The 23064-nt window shown below is 60.0% G+C and carries 17 protein-coding genes; 8 read left to right on the top strand and 9 right to left on the bottom strand.

Translation table 11 applies throughout. From position 1 onward, the window contains the following. Positions 1-113: 113 nt before the first annotated feature. Positions 114-1124 carry a substrate-binding domain-containing protein gene (locus tag ACXAG8_RS08790; protein WP_475223482.1) on the bottom strand — a complete coding sequence of 337 codons (1011 nt, stop codon included), beginning with the start codon at positions 1122-1124 and terminating at the stop codon, positions 114-116. A 196-nt stretch (positions 1125-1320) separates the two neighbouring features. On the opposite strand from ACXAG8_RS08790, the gene ACXAG8_RS08795 reads away from it, so the two are divergent. The 4 genes from ACXAG8_RS08795 to ACXAG8_RS08810 all read left to right on the top strand — a co-directional run bounded on the left by ACXAG8_RS08795 (position 1321) and on the right by ACXAG8_RS08810 (position 5885). Then, positions 1321-2520, top strand: coding sequence for an ROK family transcriptional regulator (locus tag ACXAG8_RS08795; RefSeq protein WP_475223529.1), 1200 nt, complete (start codon positions 1321-1323; stop codon positions 2518-2520). A gap of 228 nt (positions 2521-2748) precedes the next feature. After that, positions 2749-3285 carry a hypothetical protein gene (locus ACXAG8_RS08800; protein ID WP_475223483.1) on the top strand — a complete coding sequence of 179 codons (537 nt, stop codon included), beginning with the start codon at positions 2749-2751 and terminating at the stop codon, positions 3283-3285. A 112-nt stretch (positions 3286-3397) separates the two neighbouring features. Continuing rightward, the gene (locus ACXAG8_RS08805; protein ID WP_475223484.1) at positions 3398-3670 is read left to right on the top strand and encodes a hypothetical protein; all 273 of its coding nucleotides are present in this window, start codon (positions 3398-3400) and stop codon (positions 3668-3670) included. A gap of 235 nt (positions 3671-3905) precedes the next feature. Continuing rightward, positions 3906-5885: a bifunctional 2',3'-cyclic-nucleotide 2'-phosphodiesterase/3'-nucleotidase gene (locus ACXAG8_RS08810; RefSeq protein WP_475223485.1), complete on the top strand. Its 1980-nt coding sequence runs from the start codon at positions 3906-3908 to the stop codon at positions 5883-5885. 114 nt (positions 5886-5999) lie between these two features. On the opposite strand, the gene ACXAG8_RS08815 is transcribed toward ACXAG8_RS08810, so the two are convergent. The 7 genes from ACXAG8_RS08815 to ACXAG8_RS08845 form a co-directional block, all read right to left on the bottom strand. After that, positions 6000-7145 (bottom strand): iron-containing alcohol dehydrogenase, encoded by a 1146-nt coding sequence (locus ACXAG8_RS08815; RefSeq protein WP_475223486.1) that lies wholly within the window; start codon positions 7143-7145, stop codon positions 6000-6002. Beyond that, positions 7142-8524 (bottom strand): aldehyde dehydrogenase family protein, encoded by a 1383-nt coding sequence (locus ACXAG8_RS08820; RefSeq protein WP_475223487.1) that lies wholly within the window; start codon positions 8522-8524, stop codon positions 7142-7144. Before ACXAG8_RS08820 ends, ACXAG8_RS08815 begins: the two co-directional genes overlap by 4 nt. Before the next feature lie 95 nt (positions 8525-8619). After that, positions 8620-9972 (bottom strand): glutamine synthetase family protein, encoded by a 1353-nt coding sequence (locus tag ACXAG8_RS08825; RefSeq protein ID WP_475223488.1) that lies wholly within the window; start codon positions 9970-9972, stop codon positions 8620-8622. Between the two features lie 78 nt (positions 9973-10050). Further along, positions 10051-11082, bottom strand: a complete 1032-nt coding sequence (locus ACXAG8_RS08830) for a TRAP transporter substrate-binding protein (RefSeq protein ID WP_475223489.1) — start codon at positions 11080-11082, stop codon at positions 10051-10053. Positions 11083-11153: 71 nt separating this feature from the next. Beyond that, positions 11154-12479 carry a TRAP transporter large permease gene (locus tag ACXAG8_RS08835; protein WP_475223490.1) on the bottom strand — a complete coding sequence of 442 codons (1326 nt, stop codon included), beginning with the start codon at positions 12477-12479 and terminating at the stop codon, positions 11154-11156. Next, entirely contained in the window at positions 12479-12997 is a 519-nt protein-coding gene (locus ACXAG8_RS08840) for a TRAP transporter small permease subunit (protein ID WP_475223491.1), read from the bottom strand. Before ACXAG8_RS08840 ends, ACXAG8_RS08835 begins: the two co-directional genes overlap by 1 nt. Next, entirely contained in the window at positions 12994-13779 is a 786-nt protein-coding gene (locus ACXAG8_RS08845; protein WP_475223492.1) for an N-formylglutamate amidohydrolase, read from the bottom strand. The genes ACXAG8_RS08840 and ACXAG8_RS08845 overlap by 4 nt, the downstream gene beginning before the upstream one ends. A 104-nt stretch (positions 13780-13883) precedes the next feature. Here ACXAG8_RS08845 and ACXAG8_RS08850 point away from each other — a divergent pair, with 104 nt between their 5' ends. Then, the gene (locus ACXAG8_RS08850) at positions 13884-14759 is read left to right on the top strand and encodes a MurR/RpiR family transcriptional regulator (protein ID WP_475223493.1); all 876 of its coding nucleotides are present in this window, start codon (positions 13884-13886) and stop codon (positions 14757-14759) included. A 20-nt stretch (positions 14760-14779) separates the two neighbouring features. Here the strand turns inward: ACXAG8_RS08850 and ACXAG8_RS08855 are convergent, their stop codons facing one another. Further along, positions 14780-16831 (bottom strand): dockerin type I domain-containing protein, encoded by a 2052-nt coding sequence (locus ACXAG8_RS08855; RefSeq protein WP_475223494.1) that lies wholly within the window; start codon positions 16829-16831, stop codon positions 14780-14782. A gap of 217 nt (positions 16832-17048) precedes the next feature. Between ACXAG8_RS08855 and ACXAG8_RS08860 the strand changes: the two genes are divergently transcribed. The 3 genes from ACXAG8_RS08860 to ACXAG8_RS08870 are packed head-to-tail and all read left to right on the top strand — an operon-like array spanning position 17049 to position 23063. Continuing rightward, the gene (locus tag ACXAG8_RS08860) at positions 17049-20870 is read left to right on the top strand and encodes a beta strand repeat-containing protein (RefSeq protein ID WP_475223495.1); all 3822 of its coding nucleotides are present in this window, start codon (positions 17049-17051) and stop codon (positions 20868-20870) included. Between the two features lie 35 nt (positions 20871-20905). Beyond that, positions 20906-21733: a SapC family protein gene (locus ACXAG8_RS08865; RefSeq protein ID WP_475223496.1), complete on the top strand. Its 828-nt coding sequence runs from the start codon at positions 20906-20908 to the stop codon at positions 21731-21733. Continuing rightward, the gene (locus ACXAG8_RS08870) at positions 21720-23063 is read left to right on the top strand and encodes a TolC family protein (RefSeq protein ID WP_475223497.1); all 1344 of its coding nucleotides are present in this window, start codon (positions 21720-21722) and stop codon (positions 23061-23063) included. Before ACXAG8_RS08865 ends, ACXAG8_RS08870 begins: the two co-directional genes overlap by 14 nt. Position 23064: the final 1 nt, after the last annotated feature.

Raw genomic sequence — 23064 nt, forward strand, 5'->3', positions numbered from 1 at the left:
ACACTCTCCCTTGCCGGCAAGCGTATCTGCGGCATTAGATTCCGTCAAAAGTGATGGGGCGAATGCGGAGCGGCAGGGCACCATGGCGCCCCGCCTGAGAGGTTAGATAAAGACTAACCCCAGCACTTCTTCAGGCCTTCGGCCGAGGAAATCGAGGGGACACCGTCGACAGGTTCGTCGGTGATCAGCTCAACGCCGGTGTTGTAGAAGTCCAACCCTTCGCTGTTTTGCGGTTTCTCGCCGGTTTCAACATAGGTCTTGATCGCGTCGATACCTTTCGAGGCCATCAGCAAGGGGAACTGCATCGAGGTTGCGCCGATCACACCACCCTCGATGTCTTTCACACCGGGGCACCCGCCATCGACAGAAACGATCAGAACGCCCTCTTCCTTGCCAAAGGATTTCAGCGCTTCATAGGCGCCCGCGGCGGCGGGTTCGTTGATGGTGTAGACCAGGTTGATGTCCGGATCGACCTGCAGAAGGTTCTCCATCGCGGTACGACCACCATCGGGCGAACCGTCGGTCACGTCGTTGCCAACGATACGGGGATCATCTTCGTCACCGATGTCAGTCGGGTCTTTGATGTCGATACCAAATCCGTGCAGAAAGCCGTTGTCGCGCTGGTAATCGACCGAAATTTCCGAAGCATTCAGGTCCAGCAGAGCGATCTTTGCATTGGCCGCATCGGCACCCATCTTCGCCTTGGCCCACTGACCAATCAGAACACCGGCCTTGAAGTTGTCAGTGGCAAAGGTCGCATCAGCCGCATCTGCGGGCTCGAACTGGGTGTCGAGTGCGATAACAAGAGCGCCTGCTTCACGCGCCTGAGAGATCACCGGAACCAGCGCGCGGCTGTCAGTCGGGGTGATCAGGATGCCTTTGGCGCCAGAGGCAATGCAGGTCTCGACAGCGGCAACCTGAGTTTCAACGTCGCCGTCGTATTTACCCGCGAAGGTCGACAGGTTGATGCCGTTTGCTGCTGCTGCTTCGGTCGCGCCTTCCTTCATCTTGACGAAGAACGGGTTGGTGTCGGTCTTGGTGATTAGGCAGGCATTGGTTTCAGCGAATGCGCCACCCGCTATGACAGTCATGGCCAGAGCCGATGTGGTCAAAAGAGTTTTCATGTTCTCCTCCCAAGAGAAACAATTTTGAGTTCTGGACAGGGCTCCTCCCCGATCCAGACCTGCAATGTCAGATAAGCAGGCCTGGTCTCAAAAAAGCCCGATTCTATCTCTCGTGTCAATTAGTTTGTGAACTTTACTAACAAACAGATTTTGGTTTATCTTTTAATTCATACGGGAGGCAACTATGGTCCGCACCATGGACGGAGACAGCATCAGGGAACAAAGCGCTGGCGTGAACCAACGTGGTATTCGCGACCATAACGAGCGCCTGATCCTGACTGTTCTACAGCGCTATCGTGCCGTTCCGGCGGCTGAACTTGCGCGGCGCACTGGCCTGTCCAAACCGACCGTGTCGACGATCCTGCGAAATCTTGAAACGGATGGTCTGGTGCGGCGGGGCGATCCGGTTCGAGGAAGGGTCGGCAAACCGTCCATTCCAATAGAACTGGACCCGGACGGCGTGCTTTCCGTGGGGCTCAAGATCGGACGCCGCAGTGCAGATCTTTTGTTGCTCGATTTTTCCGGAAACGTGCGCGGGCAACTTCATACGACCTATGACTACCCGATGCCCGACGCTGTCTTTGGCTTTTTGAACCAGGGTTTGGACACGCTTCTCGGCGCGCTTCCCGCAAAACTTCGGGCCCGCGTCTGTGGCGTCGGAATAGGCACGCCCTTCGAACTGTGGAAATGGCACGATCTTGCCGGTCTTGCTGCCGAAAAGTTCCGCTCGTGGAAAAACATCAACTTCGCCGCAGAGGTTGCGGCTTTTAGCAACCTGCCGGTTTTTGTTGTAAATGACGCAACAGCAGCCTGTCACGCAGAGCATCTTTATGGACGAGGCCAAGAGTTCCGGGATTATGCCTATTTCTTCATCGGTTCTTTCATCGGGGGCGGAGTGGTCCTGAACGGAACCGTCTTTGAAGGCAACCAGGGCAATGCAGGCGCTCTGGGTTCGATACGCAGCACGGGCCCACTAGGCGAGGCGCAACAACTGATTGATGTCGCCTCGATTCACCTGCTCGAGACGCGCCTGACCGAGGTCGGGATTGATCCCTCGGTTCTTTGGCAACAGCCGCAGGACTGGAGCGGTTTGTCCCGCCATGTCGAAACATGGATCGGTCAAACGGCGCAGGAACTGGCGAAGGCCTCCTTGTCGATTTGTTCCGTTATCGACTTCGAGGCCATTTTGATCGATGGGGCCTTCCCTGCAGAAGTGCGCGACGAACTGGTCGAGCGGACTCGGCGGTATTTGGTCAACCAGGACAAGCGCGGGTTGATCGAGCCCCAAATCGAAGCTGGAAATGTTGGTCACAACGCCCGCGGCATTGGGGCGGCGAGCTCTCCGATTTTTTCACAATTCCTGCTGAATACGAATGCCGGTCTTTCGGCGATTTGAGGTCGCGACCGGACGTTGATCAAAGACAAGCCACAGGGCAACCCAGGGCCGTATCCGCTTGGTCAAATCTCTTGCATGCTTCAATTGCCACAAGCGATGAGGCGTATGACTTGTACTTGCAAGGCGATTGCAGGCCCAGTAACCTTCTGGAAAAGTTGAAACTTATAAGTCAACTGGCAGGGATGGCAGATGTCGTTTGCAAAGCAGGCACTATTAATCGCGGCGTTTATGAGTATTGCTCTGGCACCGGCGCAGGCGCAAAGCCCGACAGAGGCGCAAACCGAAGCCTTTGTCGTTTCTGCGCTCAGCGAAGCGCAAGAATTGTTCAAAAGCCCGTACAGCAGCGGCCCGCCGACATTCTCTTTCAACGCACCCCTCTTGCAGCACCAAAGTTACAGCGGAAAGTGGCAACGCACCTATGCGCTGAGCATGGTCGACACGATCAAAGTCTACAAAGAGGTCAACGGAGAAGGCAGCGCCCATTTCGAGGACGTCTGCTATGGCGGGAACCTTCCCAAGACATACAGCGTGATACATGTCGAACTAAGCTGCGGCACGGTCAACTGTATCAAAACCGACTATGAAAATGACGGCGTTCAGAAATTCTATTATTCGGATTCAGCAGCCCTAGCGACATCCTGTGATACGCCCGAAGGCATGCAGCGGATGCGGCGGATCGCAAATGCGATCAAGCATTATGTTTCACTGAACGGTGGAAACGCGGCCGTAATTGATCCCGACGCCATCGGATCCAGCTTCGACTGACAACAGGGCCGATGTACCACGCGCGGTTCAGGGTTTGGCTGGCCGCGAAATCAGCGCCTGAACCGCCTACTGAAAACCCCATTTGGAAGAACTACCCCTGAAAGGACCTACCATGACAAAGTCTGTTTTCTGTCTGGCCACCTCACTTACACTGCTTGCTTCGGCTGGGCATGCGGATTGTTTTTACAATAAATTTATGTCCGTCAAAAAAGGGGACAGCATCTGTTACACCGACAGTCGCAAACAATACCGGTGCAGTGAGGATAGCGAAGGGTTCTATTGGAGCTATGTCCAAAAGGTCACGCTGAACAGCACATTAAAGGACAAAACGCACTGCCATGTGCTGATCGATGGGTCGGCGACACCGGTGGGACGCGTCAAGTAATCGCGGCGCGGGGTTTGCCGCCGCTGCGGATAGTTCCGGATAATCACATAAGCGATCGGTCGCCCTGCGAAATTTTTCGCTCGTCCCGCGCCCGGGCGTGGGTTTAGACTGCGGCTATCCTGCGGTTCATTTTGCCGTAAAACGACGCGTCGGATACGTCGGCAATCCGTGTCATACGGTTGTTGTGATTTGCCGACACAAGACGCGGTGACCATCAAACATGAAAGGTGCCTTCATGTCTTTCTCCAATCGCTCGTCAATTTCGCGTCGCCGGTTCCTTGCTACGACCGCTGCCGGGGCCGCGACTATCACGCTGCACCCGTTCTCGGCTGCTGCCGCCACCAATCAGGCCCATCTGCGGATCATGGAAACGACGGACATTCATGTGCATGTCTTTCCCTATGACTACTATGCCGACAAACCGCGTGACACCGTGGGCCTGTCGCGCACCGCGTCGATCATAAATGAAATCCGGTCCGAGGCGACAAATTCGCTGTTGGTCGACAATGGCGACTTTCTTCAGGGCAATCCGATGGGCGATTACATCGCCTATGAACGGGGCATGAAAGACGGTGACAGACACCCGATCATCACCGCGTTCAACACCGTCGGATACGATGCCGCGACGCTGGGCAATCACGAATTCAACTATGGCCTGGAATTTCTGGAAAAATCCCTGGCCGGGGCCGAGTTCCCGGTTGTGCTTGCCAACGTGGCCAAGGAAAAAGGGGCAGGCCCGCGCGACGACAAGACGCTTGTGCGGCCCTATGCCATTCTCGACCGGGAAATCGAAATGGGCGATGGCACAAAACACCCGATCAAGATCGGTGTCATCGGCTTTACCCCACCACAGATCATGAACTGGGACCGCAAACACCTGGAAGGCAATGTCGAGGCGCGTGATATCGTCGAGACAGCCCAAGCCTATGTCCCCGAGATGCAGGAACAGGGATGTGACCTGATCATTGCCCTGTCGCATTCGGGGATTGGCGATGCCGATCATACCGACGGGATGGAAAACGCCTCGGTTGTTCTGGCCGGTGTCGATGGCATTGATGCGCTGGTCACCGGGCATAACCACCTGGTCTTTCCATCGCCCACATTTGCCGATCGCCCTGGTATCGACATCGAAAAAGGCACACTGATGGGCAAGCCTGCCGTCATGGGCGGCTTCTGGGGGTCGCATCTGGGCCTTCTGGACCTGCTGCTGGAGCGGGACGGGAATGAATGGCGCGTGGTGACCACGACATCCGAGGCGCGGCCCATTTCCAAGCGCAACGAAGACCGCTCGATCACCGCTCTGGTCGGTGATGATCAAAAGGTTCTGGACTCGGTCGCCGCGGATCACGATGAAACGCTGGCCTATGTCCGCCGCGCGGTTGGCAAGACATCCGCCCCGTTGCACAGCTATTTCGCGCTGGTGGCTGATGATCCATCTGTGCAGATCGTCTCGATCGCGCAAAAATGGTATATCGAAGAGATGCTGAAAGGCACCGCACACGAAGGCCTGCCCATCCTTTCGGCGGCAGCCCCCTTCAAGGCCGGTGGTCGTGGCGGCCCCGAGTATTATACCGATGTTCCCGTGGGTGATGTTGCCATCAAGAACGTCGCGGACCTGTATCTCTATCCGAACACGGTGCGCGCCGTTCGCGTAAATGGGGCCCAGGTGCGCGGCTGGCTTGAGCGTTCGGCTGGCATGTTCAACCAGGTCGAGGCGGGCGCCAAGGATGCCATCCTGTTGAACCCCGAATTCCCGTCCTACAATTTCGACGTGATGGATGGCGTGACCTATCAGATCGACCTGTCCCAGCCGTCGCGCTTTGGCCCCAAGGGCGAAGAAGTGAACCCCGATGCGGCCCGGATCGTCAACCTTGCCTTCAACGGCGCGCCGGTCACCGACGACATGGAATTCATCATCGCCACCAACAACTATCGCGCCTCGGGCGGCGGGGCCTTTCCGGGCGCCTTGGGTGACACCATCGTGTTCGAGGCCCCCGACACCAATCGCGACGTCATTGTGCGCTACATCGTCGAACAGGGCACCATCGACCCCAAGGCTGATGGCAACTGGTCCTTCGCCCCGCTGGCGGACACGACCGTGCTGTTCGAAACCGGCCCCAAGGCACGGGATTACCTAAGCGATGTCAAAGGCGTATCGATCGAGGATGCCGGTGAAGGCGCCGACGGGTTTGCCGCATTCCGCATCAAGCTCTGACCCCATTGCCGGGGTTTCCCGATCTGGCCCGCCACTGCATTTGGCCTAAGGCGGGCCTGCACCGCTGAATGTCGGCACCCTGGTCAGGCCGGGGTGCCGTCCTTGACATGGACGCTAAAGCGCGGCGTGGAACAGCCCGGTCAGGTTGTCCTCGGTCAATTCAATCGGGTTGCCCCCGCAAGACGGGTCGATGATCGCGCCCTTGACCAGCTCGGGGATCGACGCCTCGGTCACGCCCAGATCGCCCAGTTTCCGGGGGATACCCAGCATATCATTGAATTCCTGTACAAATGACCGGAACCCGTCAAAGCCGCCCTTGATGCCCAGATAGGCCGCCGCCGACTGAAACCGGTCCGCAATCGCGGGGGCGTTGAACTCCAGCACCGCAGGCATGCAAACCGCGTTGGTTGTGCCGTGATGGGTGTTGAACACCGCGCCGATGGGGTGGCTCATGGCGTGGATTGCACCAAGACCCTTCTGAAAGGCCGTCGCGCCCATTGCTGCCGCGCTCATCATCTGGGCGCGGGCTTCGATATCCGTGCCGTCGGCAAAGGCGCGCGGCAGGTAATCCTTGACCAGACGCATACCCTCTAGCGCGATGCCCTGGCTCATTGGGTGATAATGCGGGCTGGAAAACGCCTCGACGCAATGTGCAAACGCATCCAGCCCGGTGCCTGCCGTAATGAACCCGGGCATGCCGACGGTCAGTTCCGGGTCGCAGATCACGACGGTTGGCAGAACCTTGGGGTGAAAGATGATCTTTTTGGCATGGGTCTCGGAATTGGTGATCACGCTGGCGCGACCGACCTCGGACCCCGTCCCCGCCGTCGTCGGAACCGCGATGATGGGTGCGATGGCATCGGCGTCAGCCCGCGTCCACCAATCGCCAATATCCTCGAAATCCCAAACCGGTCGCGTCTGACCGCACATAAAGGCGACCATCTTGCCCAGGTCCAGCCCCGACCCGCCGCCAAAGGCGATCACACCGTCATGCCCCCCGGCGTTATACGCCGCGACACCGGCCTCCAGGTTCTTTTCATTCGGGTTCGGGTCCACATCCGCAAACAGGCCCCGGCCCAGCCCCGCGGCCTCAAGAATATCCAGCGTCGCGGTGGTGATCGGCAGACCGGCCAGCCCCTTGTCGGTGACAAGCAGCGGTTTTTTCATACCCGCCGCGGCACAGGCTTCGGGCAGTTCGCGAATGCGCCCTGCCCCGAATTTGATTGCGGTCGGATAGGACCAGTTTCCAACAAGGCTCATGATGTCACCTTCTTCAGATGATAGGATTTGGGGCGCGTCAGGTTGTGGTATCCGATCACGGACAACCCCCCGCCACGCCCGGTATTCTTGCATCCGGTCCAACACAGGCCGGGGTCAAGATAGTCGGCCCGATTCATGAACACGGTGCCGGTCTCGATCTGGTCACCGATCCGCGCCGCACGGTCCACATCGCGGGTCCAGAGGCTGGCGGTCAGGCCGAACGCACTGTCATTCATCAGCGCGATGGCTTCCTCATCCGATGAAACCTTCATGATGCCAACCACGGGCCCAAAGCTTTCATCCCGCATCACGCGCATGTCATGGGTGACATTGGTCAGGATTTGCGGGGTCAGATAGGCACCGCCGTCATCCTCGGGAAAGGGCGCGATATGTGTCACCGCACCGGCCTCGACCGCCTCGGCAATCTGCGCGCGCACCTCGTCGGCAAAGCGGACATTGGCCATCGGGCCCATCGACGTCTCAGCATCCAGCGGATTGCCCAGCTTGTACCCGTTCACGATCTCGACCGCCTTGGCGACAAAGGCGTCATACAGGCTTTCATGCACGTATATCCGCTCGATCCCGCAACAACACTGGCCGGCGTTGAACATGGCCCCGTCGATCAACGTATCAACGGCAGCATCCAGATCGGCATCCTCCAAGACATAGCCAGGGTCTTTCCCGCCCAGCTCGGTCCCGACACCGGTAAAAGTGCCCGCCGCCGCGCGTTCCATCGCCTGCCCGCCACCGACCGAGCCGGTGAAGTTCACAAAATCAAATGCGTTGCCCGCGATCAGGTCATTGGTCACGTCATGGCTAAGGAAGACATTCTGAAACACATCCTCAGGCACGCCTGCCACATGAAAGGCCCGCGCCATGCGCTCGCCGACCAAAAGCGTCTGCGTGGCGTGTTTCAACACCACCGCATTTCCAGCTATCAATGCCGGTGCCACCGTATTGATCGCGGTCATGTAAGGATAGTTCCACGGCGCCACGACAAAGACAACGCCATGGGGGATCCGCTTGATATACCGCTTGAAATTCTCATCCTCGCCGACCGCAATATCGGCCAGCGCACCAGCGGCAATTTCCGCCATATGGCTGGCGCGTTCGTTGAACCCGCCAAACTCGCCGCCATAGCGCACCGGCCGCCCCATCATATGCGCCAGTTCCGGCACGATCTCGTCATTCATCGCGCCAACAGCGGCCACGCCCGCCATTACAAGATCAACGCGCTCCTGCAAACTCCGCGCCGCCCAGCTTGCCTGCGCCGCACGGGCTCGCGCCACAGTCTCAAAGGCCGCCTCGCGCGACAGAACCTCACGTTCGGCATAAACCGATCCATCGATCGGCGAGATGCATTTCAACATCTGCCCCATATTCACTCCACTTTCAAAACGAACAGGTTCCCCTGCTTCATCTGGCCAAAAATATCCCGGGGGTCTGGGGGCAGAGCCCCCAGCCTGCCCCCGCCTTATGCGCGTTCAAACCCACGGGCGATTTCCCAATCCGTCACCACGCGTTCGAATTCTTCGATCTCGACCTCGGCCGCACGCGCATAATGCTCAACCACATCATCGCCCATGGCGGCCCGCAACATGGCCGAACCATGCAGCGCATCGCGCGCCGCCTGCAAATTGCCGGGGATCATACCAGAGTCGCCCTGGTACACGTCGCCCTTGGTCGGCGCCTGCAACGCAAGCCCCTCCTCGATCCCTGCGATCCCTGCGGCCAGCATCCCGGCCATCGCCAGGTACGGGTTCATGTCAGAACCGGGGATGCGGCATTCCACCCGAACCGCCTTGGTGCCGTCGCCGCACAGGCGGAACCCGGCGGTGCGGTTGTCCACCGACCAGATGATCCGCGTCGGCGCAAAGGTGCCCTTCATGAACCGTTTGTAGCTGTTGATATAGGGCGCCATGAAATAGGTGTAATCGGCGGCGTATTTCAACAGACCCGCCATATAGCTTTTCATCAGTCCCGACATGCCCAGATCGTCTGCGCCATCATAAAAGGCGGGCTGCCCGTCGGACCACAGCGACTGATGCACATGGGACGAACTGCCGACCTTCCCGTGATGCCATTTCGGCAGAAAGGTCGCGGCATGGCCATGCTGCCAGGCGATCTCTTTCACCGCGTTCTTGGCGATTGAGTGATACTCGGCCGTGTCCATCGCTGGCGCGTATCTGATGTTCAGCTCTTCCTGCCCGGTCTCGGCCTCACCCTTGGTGTTTTCGACCGGTATCCCCGCATCCCACAAATGATTGCGGATCGGGCGCATCACATGTTCTTCCTTGGTCGTCTGAAGAATATGGTAATCTTCGTTATAGCCTGAAATAGGCTCAAGGTCGCGAAAGCCTTCCTTGCGAATTTGGTCAAAACTTTTCTCGAACAGGAAAAACTCAAGCTCGGTCGCACACATCGCGTCATAGCCCATGTCCTTCAGCCGGTTGACCTGCCGTTTCAGGATTGCGCGCGGCGAATGCGGGACATCCTGATGCGTGTGGTGATCCAGCACATCGCACATCACCATCACGGTTCCTTCAAGCCAGGGCACCGGCCGCAAGGTTTCCAGATCGGGCTTCATGACGTAATCGCCATAGCCCCGTTCCCAGCTGGTGGCGGCATAGCCGTCCGGCGTGGCCATCTCAAGATCGGTCGCCAGCAGGTAGTTGCAGCAATGGGTCTCTTCCCAGGCGCTGGCCACGAAATGACCCGCATGGAACCGCTTGCCCATCAAACGCCCCTGCATGTCGACCATGCAGACCAATACCGTGTCGACCACGCCGTCTGAAACCTGAGACTTGAGATGTTCGAATGTCAGCATGTGCCACCCCCGGTTTTGCAGGCCGCGGCCTGCCAAATTTGTGTCTGACCCGCCCCTGATAAGGGCGGGCCGATCGTATCAGCCGTAGCGGTAGGGCCGTCCGGCCTTTTGCATATCGGCGTTATACTGTTTGAAAATCTCGACCACTTTTGCCTTGGTCTCGGATTCCGCAGCAATTTCGTCCCAGAACTTGACCGCGGCCTCTTCGACCTGTGCCCATTCGGCGTCCGGGATCGTGGTCAGTTTCAGCTTGTCGCCGTGAACCCGCAACGAGGCCTCGCCACCCCAATACCACCACTGGCGATAGTAATGCGACTGGTCGGTACAGACCTTGAACAGCGTCTTGAGGTCTTCGGGAAGCTCGTTCCAGCGGTCCATATTGGCAAAGAAATGGCCAGCCCAGGCGCCCGACACATTGTTGGTCAGGAAGTAGTTGGTCACATCGGCCCAGCCGACGGTGTAATCTTCGGTGATCCCCGACCAGGCGATGCCGTCCAGCTCGCCGGTCTGAACCGCGACCTCGATGTCTTCCCATGGCAGGGTCACCGGAACAACGCCGAACTGCGTCAGGAACCGGCCCGCTGTCGGGAAGGTAAAGATACGCTTGCCCTTCAGGTCCGCCAGGCTGTTGATCGGGTCCTTGGTGGCGAAATGGCACGGGTCCCATGCCCCGGCCGAGATGTGTTTCACGCCGACCTTGGAATATTCCTCGTCCCAGATTTCGTTCAGGCCGTATTGGTTGAACAGCACCGGCACATCCAGCGAATAGCGCGACGCAAACGGGAAATAGCCGCCAAAGACGGTGACTTCGGTGGGTGACGCCATTGAATCATCGTCGGACTGAACCGCGTCGATGGTGCCGCGCTGCATGGCGCGGAACAGTTCGCCCGTGGGAACCAGCTGGTCTGCATAGAACAGCTCGATCTGCATGCGGTCCCCGGCGATGTCGTTGAACATCTTGATTGCCGGGTCGATCACGTGCTCGGCCAGTGCCGGGCCGGCATAGGTCTGCATCCGCCACTTGATCGTCGATTGGGCCAGGGCGGGCGTCGCCAGTGCAGCGGCGGGCGCGGCTGCGGCCCCTTTCAGAAATGTACGTCTGTTGGTCATTCTCTCTCTCCGTTGGTCGGTTTCGTTCTCAAGAGGACCCCCTCTTGTCGGCGCCCCGGTTTTGGCCGGGATCATTTGTTGTACACGTATTCCGGCAGCCACAATGCGATCTGCGGAAAGGTCATTATGATGGCCAGGGCCAATGTCATCACCATGACGAAAGGCAGGATCGAGCCATAGATGTCACGCAACGAGATTTCGGGCGGCGCCATGGCGCGCATCAGAAACAGGTTATAACCAAAGGGCGGGGTCATATAGGCGATCTGCGTGGTGATCGTATAAAGGACCCCGTACCAGATCAGGTCAAACCCCAGCGCCCCAACAAGCGGCACGTAAAGCGGGGCCACGATCACCAGCATCGCGGTATCATCCAGAAACGTGCCCATCAGGATAAAGCTGAGCTGCATCAGGACCAGGATGACCCATGGGTTCAGGCCCAGACGCTCGGTGAACAGGTTCTCGATCGCGCGCACCGCACCCAGCCCGTCAAACACGGCCCCAAAGGCCAGCGCGGCAAGGATGATCCACATGAACATGCAGGTGATGCCCAGCGTTGACCGCACCGAGGTTTCGAACACCGCGCGGGTCATGCGCCCCTTTAGGACGGCGGCGGCAAAGGCCGTCAGCGCGCCAATGGCCGAGCTTTCGACCAGCGATGTCCAGCCATTGACGAACGGGATCATCATCGCGGCGAAAATGGCCAGCGGCAGCAGCCCGGCGCGCAGCAGGCGCATCTTTTCGGCCATGGGAACATCGCGTTCTTCCGGCGAAAGCGCCGGGCCAAGGGCCGGGTTGATACGGCACCGGATGACAATATACAGGATGAACATCGCAGCCATCATCAGCCCCGGCAAAAGCCCCGCCAGCCACAGCTGCCCGACCGGCTGGCGCGCGATCATCGCGTACAGCACCAGCACCACCGAGGGCGGCACAAGGATACCCAGTGACGACCCCGCCTGGATGACCCCCGTCACCATCTTTTTGTCATATCCGCGCTTGAGAAGTTCGGGCAAGGCGATCGTCGCCCCGATGGCCATGCCCGCAACGCTCAGCCCGTTCATCGCCGAGATCAGGACCATCAGGCCGATTGTGCCAATGGCCAGGCCACCGTTCAGCCCGCCCATCCACACATGGAACATCTTGTACAGGTCGTCGGCGATCTTGGATTCTGCCAGGACATACCCCATGAAGATGAACATCGGCAGGGTCAAAAGCGGGTACCATTTCATCAGCTTCATGGCCGCCGCAAAGCCGATGTCGTACCCTCCGCGGTCGCCCCAGAGCAGAAGCGCGGCGATCACCGCGACAAACCCGATGGCGCCAAAGACGCGCTGACCGGTCAGCAACATCAGCATCATGGTCGAAAACATGAGGATTGCGATCAGTTCATAGGACATCAGATCACCTCACGCGGGATGTCGTCGCCGCGAAGGCGCAGTATATCTTTGAAAAGTTCCGAGATGGCCTGAAGCAGCATCAGGAACAGGCCGACAACCATGATGACCTTGATCGGCCACAGGTAAGGCCGCCACGCGGTGGGACTGCGTTCGCCATATTGCAACGAGTAGCTCAAGGAATCATAGCCGCCATAGATCATCACGCCCAGATAGACGATCAGGAAGAACACGGTGAAAGCATCGGTCCAGGCGCGGCGGCGGTCCGACCATTCGCTGTACAAAAGGTCCATGCGCACATTGGACCCCATCTGAATCGAATAGGGCCCGCCAAGAACGTAATAGGCAACCATCGCAAATTGCGCCATCTCAAGCGTCCACAGCGAGGGCAGGAAAAACGTCTTTGAGATCGATGACCACAACAGGATGCCCATCATCACGAAGATCCCGTACATGACCACACGGCCAATCCACCGGTTCACCCGGTCAATAAACGCCACGTATCCCCGCATGAACGTCATTGCACGGCTCCTGCTGATGTCAGTTCGTCGACGGTCGCGCGCAGGATCCGGGTCAGAATGCCTGCGATCCGGTCCAGACCCTTTGGCGTGTCGATCAGGTCGTTGCGCACTTCGATCATAACGTTGGGCATACCGCGCGCGATCCCATGTTCGCGCAGCGTGTGGGTGACCCCGTCGGCCGCGGAATAGGGCTCGTTCAACGCCACGCGCAACCCAGACCCGGTGGCGTGGCGCATCATGGTCTGTGCGGCCCGGTCATCGGCGTCATGCAGCAGGCCCAGCTCAACGGTGCGGGGGGCACCGTTATAAACCGGGGTAAAGCTGTGAATGGTGACCAGGACCTGCGGTTCTGGCCGCGCGTCCAGCGTTTCCGCCAGCAGGCTGCGGAACGGCTCATAGACCTCGTGCACCCGGGCCGCCCTTTGAGGCGCGCTCAGACCCCGGTTGCCCGGAATGTCGAAAACCTCGCTGGTCTGCGGCATGGCCCCTGCGCTGTCCGGGGGGCGGTTGCAGTCATACACCAGGCGGCTGATGGTCGAATGGACAAGCGGGCAATCCAGCGCCTCGGCCAGCGTCCGGGACAGGTCCAGCGCACCGATATCCCAAGCGGCATGGGAAACCGCTGCCTCTGCGCTTAGCCCCAGCCCGTTGAGGGCTGCCGGAATACGGCGGCTGGCATGTTCGCATACCAAAACCGCGGGCCTGCACCCCTCGGGGTTCAGGACACGGGCGGCGGGGGCCTCGTTCGGTGCCAGAAGGCGGGGGTTGGGATTGGCGGTCATGCGAAACATTTGCTACAGGCAAAACTTATCTGTCAAGAAAATTACTGTAGACAAAATTACAATCTCAAATATTCTGTAACCATTCTGATAAAAAGAGGGCGCTGATGGGCACTTTCACCAAGATCGTGAAACAGCGCATACAGGACGAACTGGATGATCTGACCCGGTCCGAGCGTCAGCTGGCCTCGGTTCTGCTTCAGGATTACCCCATGGCGGGGCTGCAATCGATCACCAAACTGGCCGCGGCGGCGCAGGTATCGACCCCGACCGTCATTCGCATGGCGCGCAAGCTGGGTTTCGACGGGTTCCCCGACCTTCAGCTGGCGCTGCGCGAAGAAGTGGCGGCCCAGATCAAGAAACCGATCTCCAAGCGCGATGCCTGGGGTGTCGATGACGAGGCAGAACATTCGGTGACCCGGTTCGCGCAGGCGGTTTGGGCCAATATGCGGCATACGCTGGAGCGACTGGACAAGGACATGTTCGATGCGGTGGCGCAATTGCTGGCCGATACCGAACGGCACCTTTACGTCGTGGGCGGGCGCATCACCCGGTCGAACGCGGATTACCTGTTCAACCACATGCAGATCATCCGCCCGAACGTGACCATGTTGGGGAATTCGGCAAATGTCTGGCCGCAATACCTGCTGGATATGGACGACGCCTCGGTCCTGGTCATCTTTGATATCCGCCGCTACGAGGCGCATCTGGAAAAACTGGCGCAGGTGGCGTCGCAGCGCGGCGCCAAGGTCGTTCTGTTTACCGACCAGTGGGGATCGCCCATTGGCAAAACCGCCGATTTCACCTTTCACGCCCTGGTCGAGGCGCCTTCCAGCTGGGATTCGACCATCGCGCTGCAACTGATCTCGGAATCGCTGATCGCCGAGGTGCAGGGCGCGCGTTGGGAAGAAAGCAAAGAGCGCATCGAAGAGCTGGAGCGCTATTTTTCATCGACACGCATTTTCCGCAACCAGGACGGATAGCTGTTGGCCGGATAGCCTGATCAGACGGCTTCGAGATTGCCCAACAGAATGGCGGTCATGTCTGCCGCAATATGCCCGTCAACCGCCGTCACCGTGGTGCCGGTCTGATAATCGACATTGGTCCTTGTGACCGCCGATAAATCGGCCTCATCATCCAGAAAGACCCATTCAGCCTCGCCAATGGATGGCAGACCGACCGCAACCTGCAAAATCGAAAGCGCGTCCAGCGCGTTCACGGTTCCGTCCCGCGTGATATCCGCAGCGATGAGGTTTTCGGCCGCAGCAGGCCCCCAGGTCGGGTCCAGCCCCACCGAGATACGAAGCACCTGCAAAGCATCCAAAGCGGTGATCTGTCCGCTGGCCGTCGAATAGCCCTTGGTGATGTCCAAATCCCCGGCAAAACTGCCGCCGGGCAACCCAAGGTCAAATCGCCCATCTGCGTCAGCCTGAACCGTAATGGGCGCTCCGCCATCGGGGGAAAAGGTAACCTCTGCATTCGAAAGGGCCGGGTTGGCGTCGCCCGAATCCACCGTGACCGGACCGGCCACACCTGGCGAGGCCGGGCTGCCGATGATTGCTGAGAAATCCACTGGTATATGATCCGGCCCTCCGAATTCGCTCCCGAATATATCCGTGCTGCTCAGGGGGGCGCCTGCGGCGGAAACCAGCACAACGGTTGCATCCAGATAGGAAATTTCCGCCCCCAGTGCAGTGGATGAGACTGTCAATTGCCCCGGATTGCGCAGCATCGGGAAATCAAACAGGTCCAGCCGGTCGGAACCAACCTCGAAATCCGTGATGGTCGTCGTCCCGCTGCCATAGCGCATGACAAATATGTCGGTCCCTGCCCCGCCGGTCATCGTGGCCGTGCCGGTCCCGGACACCAGAATATCATCGCCAGCCCCGGCCAACAGGACCGTATCCAGAATACCACCGGTCAGCATGTCGTCGCCCGCGGTCCCTGTGACGGTGCCAAAACCCTCGGCCACCACGCCCAGTGTCTCAAGCGACACGGTCAGCTGTGTCAGGCCCGCGTCCTCTTGCGCCGAGGCAAAGATCTGCAGCGTGTCGCCCAGGTGGGCGGTTGCCAATGTCTCGACGTTTTGCAGGCCACTGGACAGCGTATCGGCAAAGCTGTCCCGGTGGACCAGCTTGCCGTTGGCGGTCAGGCTGAACAGGCTGACCCCGTCATCGCCGCCGCCTGCCACGACGAATACCTGGCCCGAGATCTCGACCACGGAAACATCCTGCACGGCCTCGAACCGGGTATGGCGCGAATCAAGAACGTGATCGGTCGGCGTCAGGTGCCCGTCCGGGCCCAGCTTCAGAACACTTATCGAGTTGCTTTCGGCCCCGGCAACAATCAACCACGATTGCCCGAACGCCTGGATGGATTCGATACCCGTGGGGGCGGCGATACCCAATGTCTGGATGGCGGCCGCGGTGTCGACTAGGCCCAGGGTCCCGTCGACAGGGTCGACCATGTAAACGGCGACAGAGCTGCTGGCCGCGTCGACCGTGGCCAGAAACCGGTCTGACCCCGATTGCAGGCTGGTCATGGCGCTGGCCTGCCCGGTCACCAATCCGGCCAGGGTCAGGCTGCCATCGGTGCCTACCTGATAGGTGCCGATCTGACCCGTCGCTTCATGCGCGACGGCCAGAAAATCAAGACCCCCGGCCGCCAGTTGGGTCATGGCCCCAAGGTTGCCGCCGCCAGTCAGGTTTCCGGTTTCCACAAGCCCGTCAAGCGTTCCGTCGCCGTTCAGCTGATAGCTGACCAGCCCCGTTGCGTTATCGACATCCAGAACCAGGTGATCCTGACCCGCCAGCGTGACCGGCACGACACTGTCACCCACCTCAAGGCTAATCGTATTGCTGAAAAACTGTGTGTCCTGCAACACCGGCGCCGCATCATCGACCAGCTTCCAAACCGCAAGCCCCCCACCCGGACCGGTCGCGCCATACAGATACGTTTCACCGTTAAGCGTTTTTAAAGCCGTATCGCCGATACCTGAATCGAGCGCCGGGTTCCCCGTTGCCACCACTCTTTCGAACCGAAGCATCACATTCATTCGCCCCCATGCCACCCCTGGCAATGTCTGCAGAATGACCCGCTGCCCGGTCCGAAACGAAAGCAACAATGTGGTGAAAACGAGGATTTCGGGACCAGTTTAACTCAATTTTTCAGGACCGATCGCATGCGACATTTCCTGGCAAGTTCGATGAACCGGTTTCGGCATATGCCGGACTGTCGCCGGGATGTTCGTGACCGCGGATTGTGAGGGCAAGATGACGAAAGAAACCGTTCCGGGCGACCCCCAGACACTCGAAAACCGGCCTGACACTGGGCGTGGGCAGCATGTTCGCAACTGGCTTGCACGAAAGGTCGGGAAATGGGCCGGCCGCGGGGTCGCAGGCGGGTTGGGTTCGACGCTGCTGGCGCTGCCGGTTCTGGCGCAGGCCACGGATGCCGAGCTGGATGCCTATCAGTTTGCCGATGCCATTCCCGGTGTGCAGTCGGCCAAACTGTTGCCCAATGGTGACGTTCTGCTGAAACTGGCGGACGGGCGCAGCGCGGTGGTCGCCGCCGAGAATGTGCGTATTCTGCCCAATGGTGCGGTGATGATCGCCGACGCGGCCGCGGCCGAAATCTCGCAATTTGCGCTCGCGGCCGAAGCAGGCGGCGCGGCGGCTGGTGGCGCTGGCAGTGCGGGCGCAGTTCTGGGCGGTGTCGGCCTGGCCGGCGCGGCCGCGGCGGGCGGTGGCGGCGGCGGGGGTGATGACGCTGCCGAAGACGTCACCACGCAATCCCTGCCCGGCCTGAACCTGGCAAGCGCCCAGTCGGGCGGGCTCAGCAGCGTCAGCGCCAGACATTCGGCACCGGACGGGACCGCCTCGGTCGAGGTTACGATTGGATCGGTGACCAAAACGGTCGTACCGGCAGCCGACGGCAGCTGGAGCCTGACGCTGACACCCGCCGAAGCCGCCGGATTGCCACAGGGCAAGACGACCGTCACAATCCGCAATCTGGATGCGGGTGGCGCCGAAATCTCGGTGGAAACCGCGAAATTCTCGGTCGATACCGTCCCACCCAACATTGCGATCACCGGGTTTTCGGACGGGGCCGTGATGAACGCGGCGGAACAAGGCACCGACCTAGCCGTTTCGGGCACGTCGGATGCGGAAAACGGACAGACCGTGACCGTGATGCTCAACGGGCAGGCCTACACCGGCAAAGTGTCAGGCGGACAATGGACCGTGGACATTCCGGCCGCGGATCTGGCGGCCCTGGCAGATGGATCGACAATTTCGGTCTCGGCTGACGTAAACGACAGGGCCGGCAACCCTGCACCACAGGCAACCAGCAGCTTTGACACTGATTTTTCGGCCCCCGATGTCACGCTGAACCCGGTTGCCGGAGAGTCCATCGAACTGATCGACGTGACCTCGGATCTGGTTCTGACCGGGACCACGACCGCCGAAGACGGCCAGGTCGTCACGGTTGTCTTTGCCGGTCAGTCATATACAGGGGCGGCCACAGGTGGCAGTTGGAGCGTTACGGTGCCGGTCGCAGACCTGTCGGGGTTGGCAACTGGCACGCCGGTCTCGGTCAGCGCATCGGTCAGCGACGCGGCAGGCAATCCGGCAACACCGATTACCGCATCCGTTCCGGTGGACCTGACGGGCCCCTCTATCGCCATCGACGCCCTGCCGGTCGGCGCGGTTCTGAATGCCGCTGAAGCAGCATCAGACCTGACGATTTCGGGGACAACAGACCATGTAACCGACGGCCAGATCGTTAGCGTTATGCTGAACGGTCTGACCTATACCGCCGCGGTTGCAGGCGGGGCGTGGTCAGTCACTGTTCCGACCGCCGACCTGGCGGCTTTGACCGATGGCAGAGACTTCACCGTTACCGCCGATGTTACCGATGCCGACGGGCTGGTTGCGCCGCAGGCGGGCGTCGCCCTGTCCAAAGACGCAACCCCACCGGCACTGAGCATTGATGGCATTTCAACCGGCGCAATAATGAACGCCGCGGAACAGGGCGGTGACCTGACCATCACCGGATCAACAACCGCCGAGGACGGACAGGTCGTAAGTGTTACGCTGAACGGTCTGACCTACACGGCTTCGGCCACCAGTGGAAGTTGGAGCGTTACCGCCCCTGCAAGCGATGTGGCCGCTCTCGCCGATGCGTCAACCTTCGCGGTCACTGCGAATGTCGCAGACGCAGCGGGCAACCCCGCGGTTCCGGCAACCTCCAGCTTTGACACCGATTTCACGGCACCAAGCCTTTCGATATCGGCCCTGTCAGATGGCAGCGTGATGAACGCCGCGGAACAGGGCACTGACCTGACGGTTTCGGGCACGTCCGATGCCGCCGACGGAACCATCGTCACGATCGAGATAGCGCGCGCGGATGGCACGGTCGATGTCAGCGGCTCGACCGTGGTTACCGGCGGGGCATGGACATACACGGCGTCGGCGGCTTCGATTGCCGGTTTGTCAGATGACGAGGTCTATTCAGTGAACGCGGCAATCGCGGATGCCGCGGGCAACAGTGCCACGGCCTCTGCCGGCTTTTCCACGGACTTCACCGCACCAAGCCTCACCATGAATGCCTTGCCCATCGGATCGGTGCTTGATGTCATCGAAAAGGACAGCAACCTTACGATTTCGGGGACGACAACGGCCGAAGACGGCCAAACCGTCTCGGTCAGCCTTGGCGGAAACATCTACACGGCCTCTGTATCGGGCGGAACCTGGTCCGCGACAGTATCCAGCACTGACCTGGCGGCGCTGACCGACAGCACCGGCTATGTGGTCACCGCCTCGGTCGCCGATACTTCGGGCAACCCGGCACCGGATGCGACAGCGACTTTTACCACCAATTTCCGCCCTGTGCTGGCGATGGATGACGTGGGTACAAACGACAGCATCTCGCTGGAGGATGCACAGGCAGGCGGGTATACGGTATCCGGAACGTCCTACGGGCTGAGCACCGGTCAGGCGGTGGCAATCACGCTCAACAGCGTCCTGGTCGGCAGCGCAACGGTGGGTTCGGACGGAACCTGGAGCCTTGCGGTATCATCCCCGGCATTTGTTGCGCTTGACGCAGGGGATGCCATCAATTTCACCGCCCAGGCAACAGTAGTGGGCGGGCCCGACCCGGACCCGGTCTCGGACCAGGCCACCGCCCACATTCCCGCCGCATATACCATTACCGAAATTGGCCGCAGCGGATCGACGGTAACATTCGAAATTCACGCGGCGGCAGATCGCGATACTTCTGGCGGGCTGGCAGTGACAGCCGAATTGGGTTTTGATCCCTCGGTCATCACATACGATACCGGGTCAGACGCCGAGAATGACGACTTTGACCTGTTCCTGGCCAACCAGATCAGCGGATCCGCGGTCAGTTTTGCGGGGGCGGCAACGTCGTTCAGCGATATCTCTGAACCCGTGGTCACATTCACCATGTCCATCCAGGATCCGGGACAGCCGGTCCTGCTGACCATCACCACACCGGATGGCGGCCCGACCACCTGGCAAATGGGAACAGACGGCGCGGATACCCTGACCGCGACAGATGTCGATGACATGATCCGCGGCGGGGATGGCAACGACATCATCGACCTTGACAGCGGCGGACGCGATTCCGTCGTCTTCGAAGCCGACCCTGGGGACAACGGAGTGGACATTATCACGGGTTTCACGCTGGGCGCCGCAACCGATATCTCGGATGCGATCCTGTTCAGCGGGCTGGATGTGTCAACGCTGCGCGGGACCGGGGTTGGTTTTGAAAAGCTGGGGGTTGGCGATGCAATCGACACCGATACCGGCTTTGTCGGATTGACCTCTATTCTGGCAGATCTTGACGCCGGCACCCTTGCCCAGGCGGCCGAAAGCCTGAGTGGCGCCCAAACCGGAGATGAAATCTACATGCTTGCATCGGACGGCTCGGACAGCCTGCTGGTAAAGGTTTCCTTTGCAAACCCAAACACAGCCAGCGTGGAAAGCGTCGCGCAGTTCTCAGGGCTGAGCGACCTCAGCGACCTGCATGCCGACAATGTTCTCCATACCGATCCGACCGGGGCGTCGGTCTGATCCTGAAATTTGCAACGCAACAAATGGGGGAAAGAATGGAACAGAAAGGTTTGGTTCCGGTCAGCCATGGCAGGCACGGCCAACGGTTTTGGCGGCGGTTCACATCGTACAGTTTTGCGGCCGAACGCAGCGAATGCACGATTGTGTTTTCCGAGATCATGCAGATTGCCGCGGCCTTTCCGATTGTTTTTCGCAGGGATGGGTCCAGGTCGACGCCGGTTGCGCTGTTTTCGGTTGCACGGGAACGGTCGAACCCATTCGTGTCACCGACAGGGCATTGGCTGGCCAGCTATGTTCCGTCAGAACTGCGGTGCTTTCCATTCTACGCGGGGCAAAGCGATGTTTCCGGCCATGTCCAGCTGATGGTGGACGAGGCGACGGGTTTTGTCACCGATGACCCGCAGGACATGCCGTTCTTCACAAGAAACAAAGGGTTCGCGCCGGACGTTCGATCCGCGCATGAATTTCTTTCTCGCCGTCACAAAGACGCGGCAAAGACCGAGGCAGTCTGCGCCCTTATCGAACAGACCGGACTGTTCCAGCCGCCAGGTCCAGTAGAAGGACATCACCTGCCGGGCGGGCTCAGTACAATCGATGTGGCGCGCCTTGAAAAGCTGCCTGCGGCCCAAAGGTCGCTTTTGCTGAACAGCGGCGCCTTGCAGCTGATCCATGCCCACCAGGTTTCGATGTCGCATTTCCGCTGGCTGCTGCAAGTCCAACGGGCAACCGGCACGCAAGCCACCGGGCCACGAAAGGAAATCAGCCCTGCTGTGCGCAATCTGCTGTCAAAAATGGCTGGCGACCAGCAAGAGGGCATCGCCGTTCTCAACCCCCGGTCGGAGATTGCGCATGCGGCTGTTTGACAAATCCGCACGCTTGCTGGCCGGGTTCCTGACCTGTATCTGGATGGCCGGATGCGAACCGGCCCCCGACCTGGTCACGGTCAGCGCGTCATTTGCCGAAGGAACAACCGGGGCCGGGGCAGTGCAACCGTCCAAGAGCCTGACGCAAAGCAGCTTTGGGCAGCGTGTGCGCACTGCGGTGCTGACCAGCCCGAACCTGGCGCAAAGCAACGCAGGCATAGAAATTGCCAATGCCCGACAACAGGCCGCCAAAGGCGCCTTCCTGCCCGAGGTTTCGCTGGGCCTGAATGCGCGGTCCGAACGGGTGGATTCGGATATTGCCGATACCTCGCCCTATTTGCGCGTATCGCAGCTTGTCTATGATGGCGGTGCGGCGGCCGGTACCCTCGGGGCAGCCAAGGCCCGTGTCCTGGAAAGCCGCGGCGAGCAGCTGCACACTGCCGCCGCAACAGCGCTCGCGGCTGTTGAGACTTACATTCTGGTTCTGGACCGCAGAAAAATCCGCGAAATAGCCCGGCAGAATGTCGAAACGCACGCGATGATCGAAGCACAGATCGCAGACCGTGCCGCCGGGGGGGCCGGGTCGAATGCGGATGTCCTGACGGCACGGTCGCGTATGGCCGATGCCCGCACGCGCCATGCAGATGCCCGAGCACAGGTTGACCGGGCCGAGGCACGTTTCCGCGAAGTTTTCGGAAGTGACCCTGGAAATCTTCCCAGCCCGGTTGCCGCCCCGGCGCTTGCCCGCAGCGATACGCAAATCGTGATGGACAGCCCCCAAGTCCGACAGGCCGAAGCGGCCGTCGTGGCGGCAAGGGCCGAAAGAACAGCGGCCCTGGCGCGCCGTCAGCCGGATGTGCGGGTTTCCGCCTTTGCCAACCAGGATACCAACCGCGATGCCAATTTCGGTGTCGACTTGTCGGTTGATTACGAAATTGACAGCACCGGCAAGCGCAAGGCGTCGATTGCGGCGGCCGAGGCCGAGGTAAAGCGGTCCGAGTTTGCACGCGATACGCTCATCCGTGAAATAAAACGAGAGCTGGATTTCGTCCGCTCTGACCAGAAAGCGGGCGCCCAGCGTCTGCGTGAAGCGAAAGCGGCAGCCCAGGCCAATGCGCAAAGCGTTTCTGCCACGCAAGAGCAGTTCGCAATTGGCCGCAGCAGCCTGATCGAGATTCTGGATGCGCAAAGGGATTATGTAAACGCACAGGAACGGCTTATCCTGGCCGAGCAGAATTTCTTTCTGACCAACTATGCGGCCCTTAGCCTGACAGGCGATATTCTGGACCTGTTCGGGATTGTTCTGGATCGTCCGGGGCGTGGGCAATGAC

The organism is Ruegeria sp. ABD4_443, from assembly GCF_056160865.1.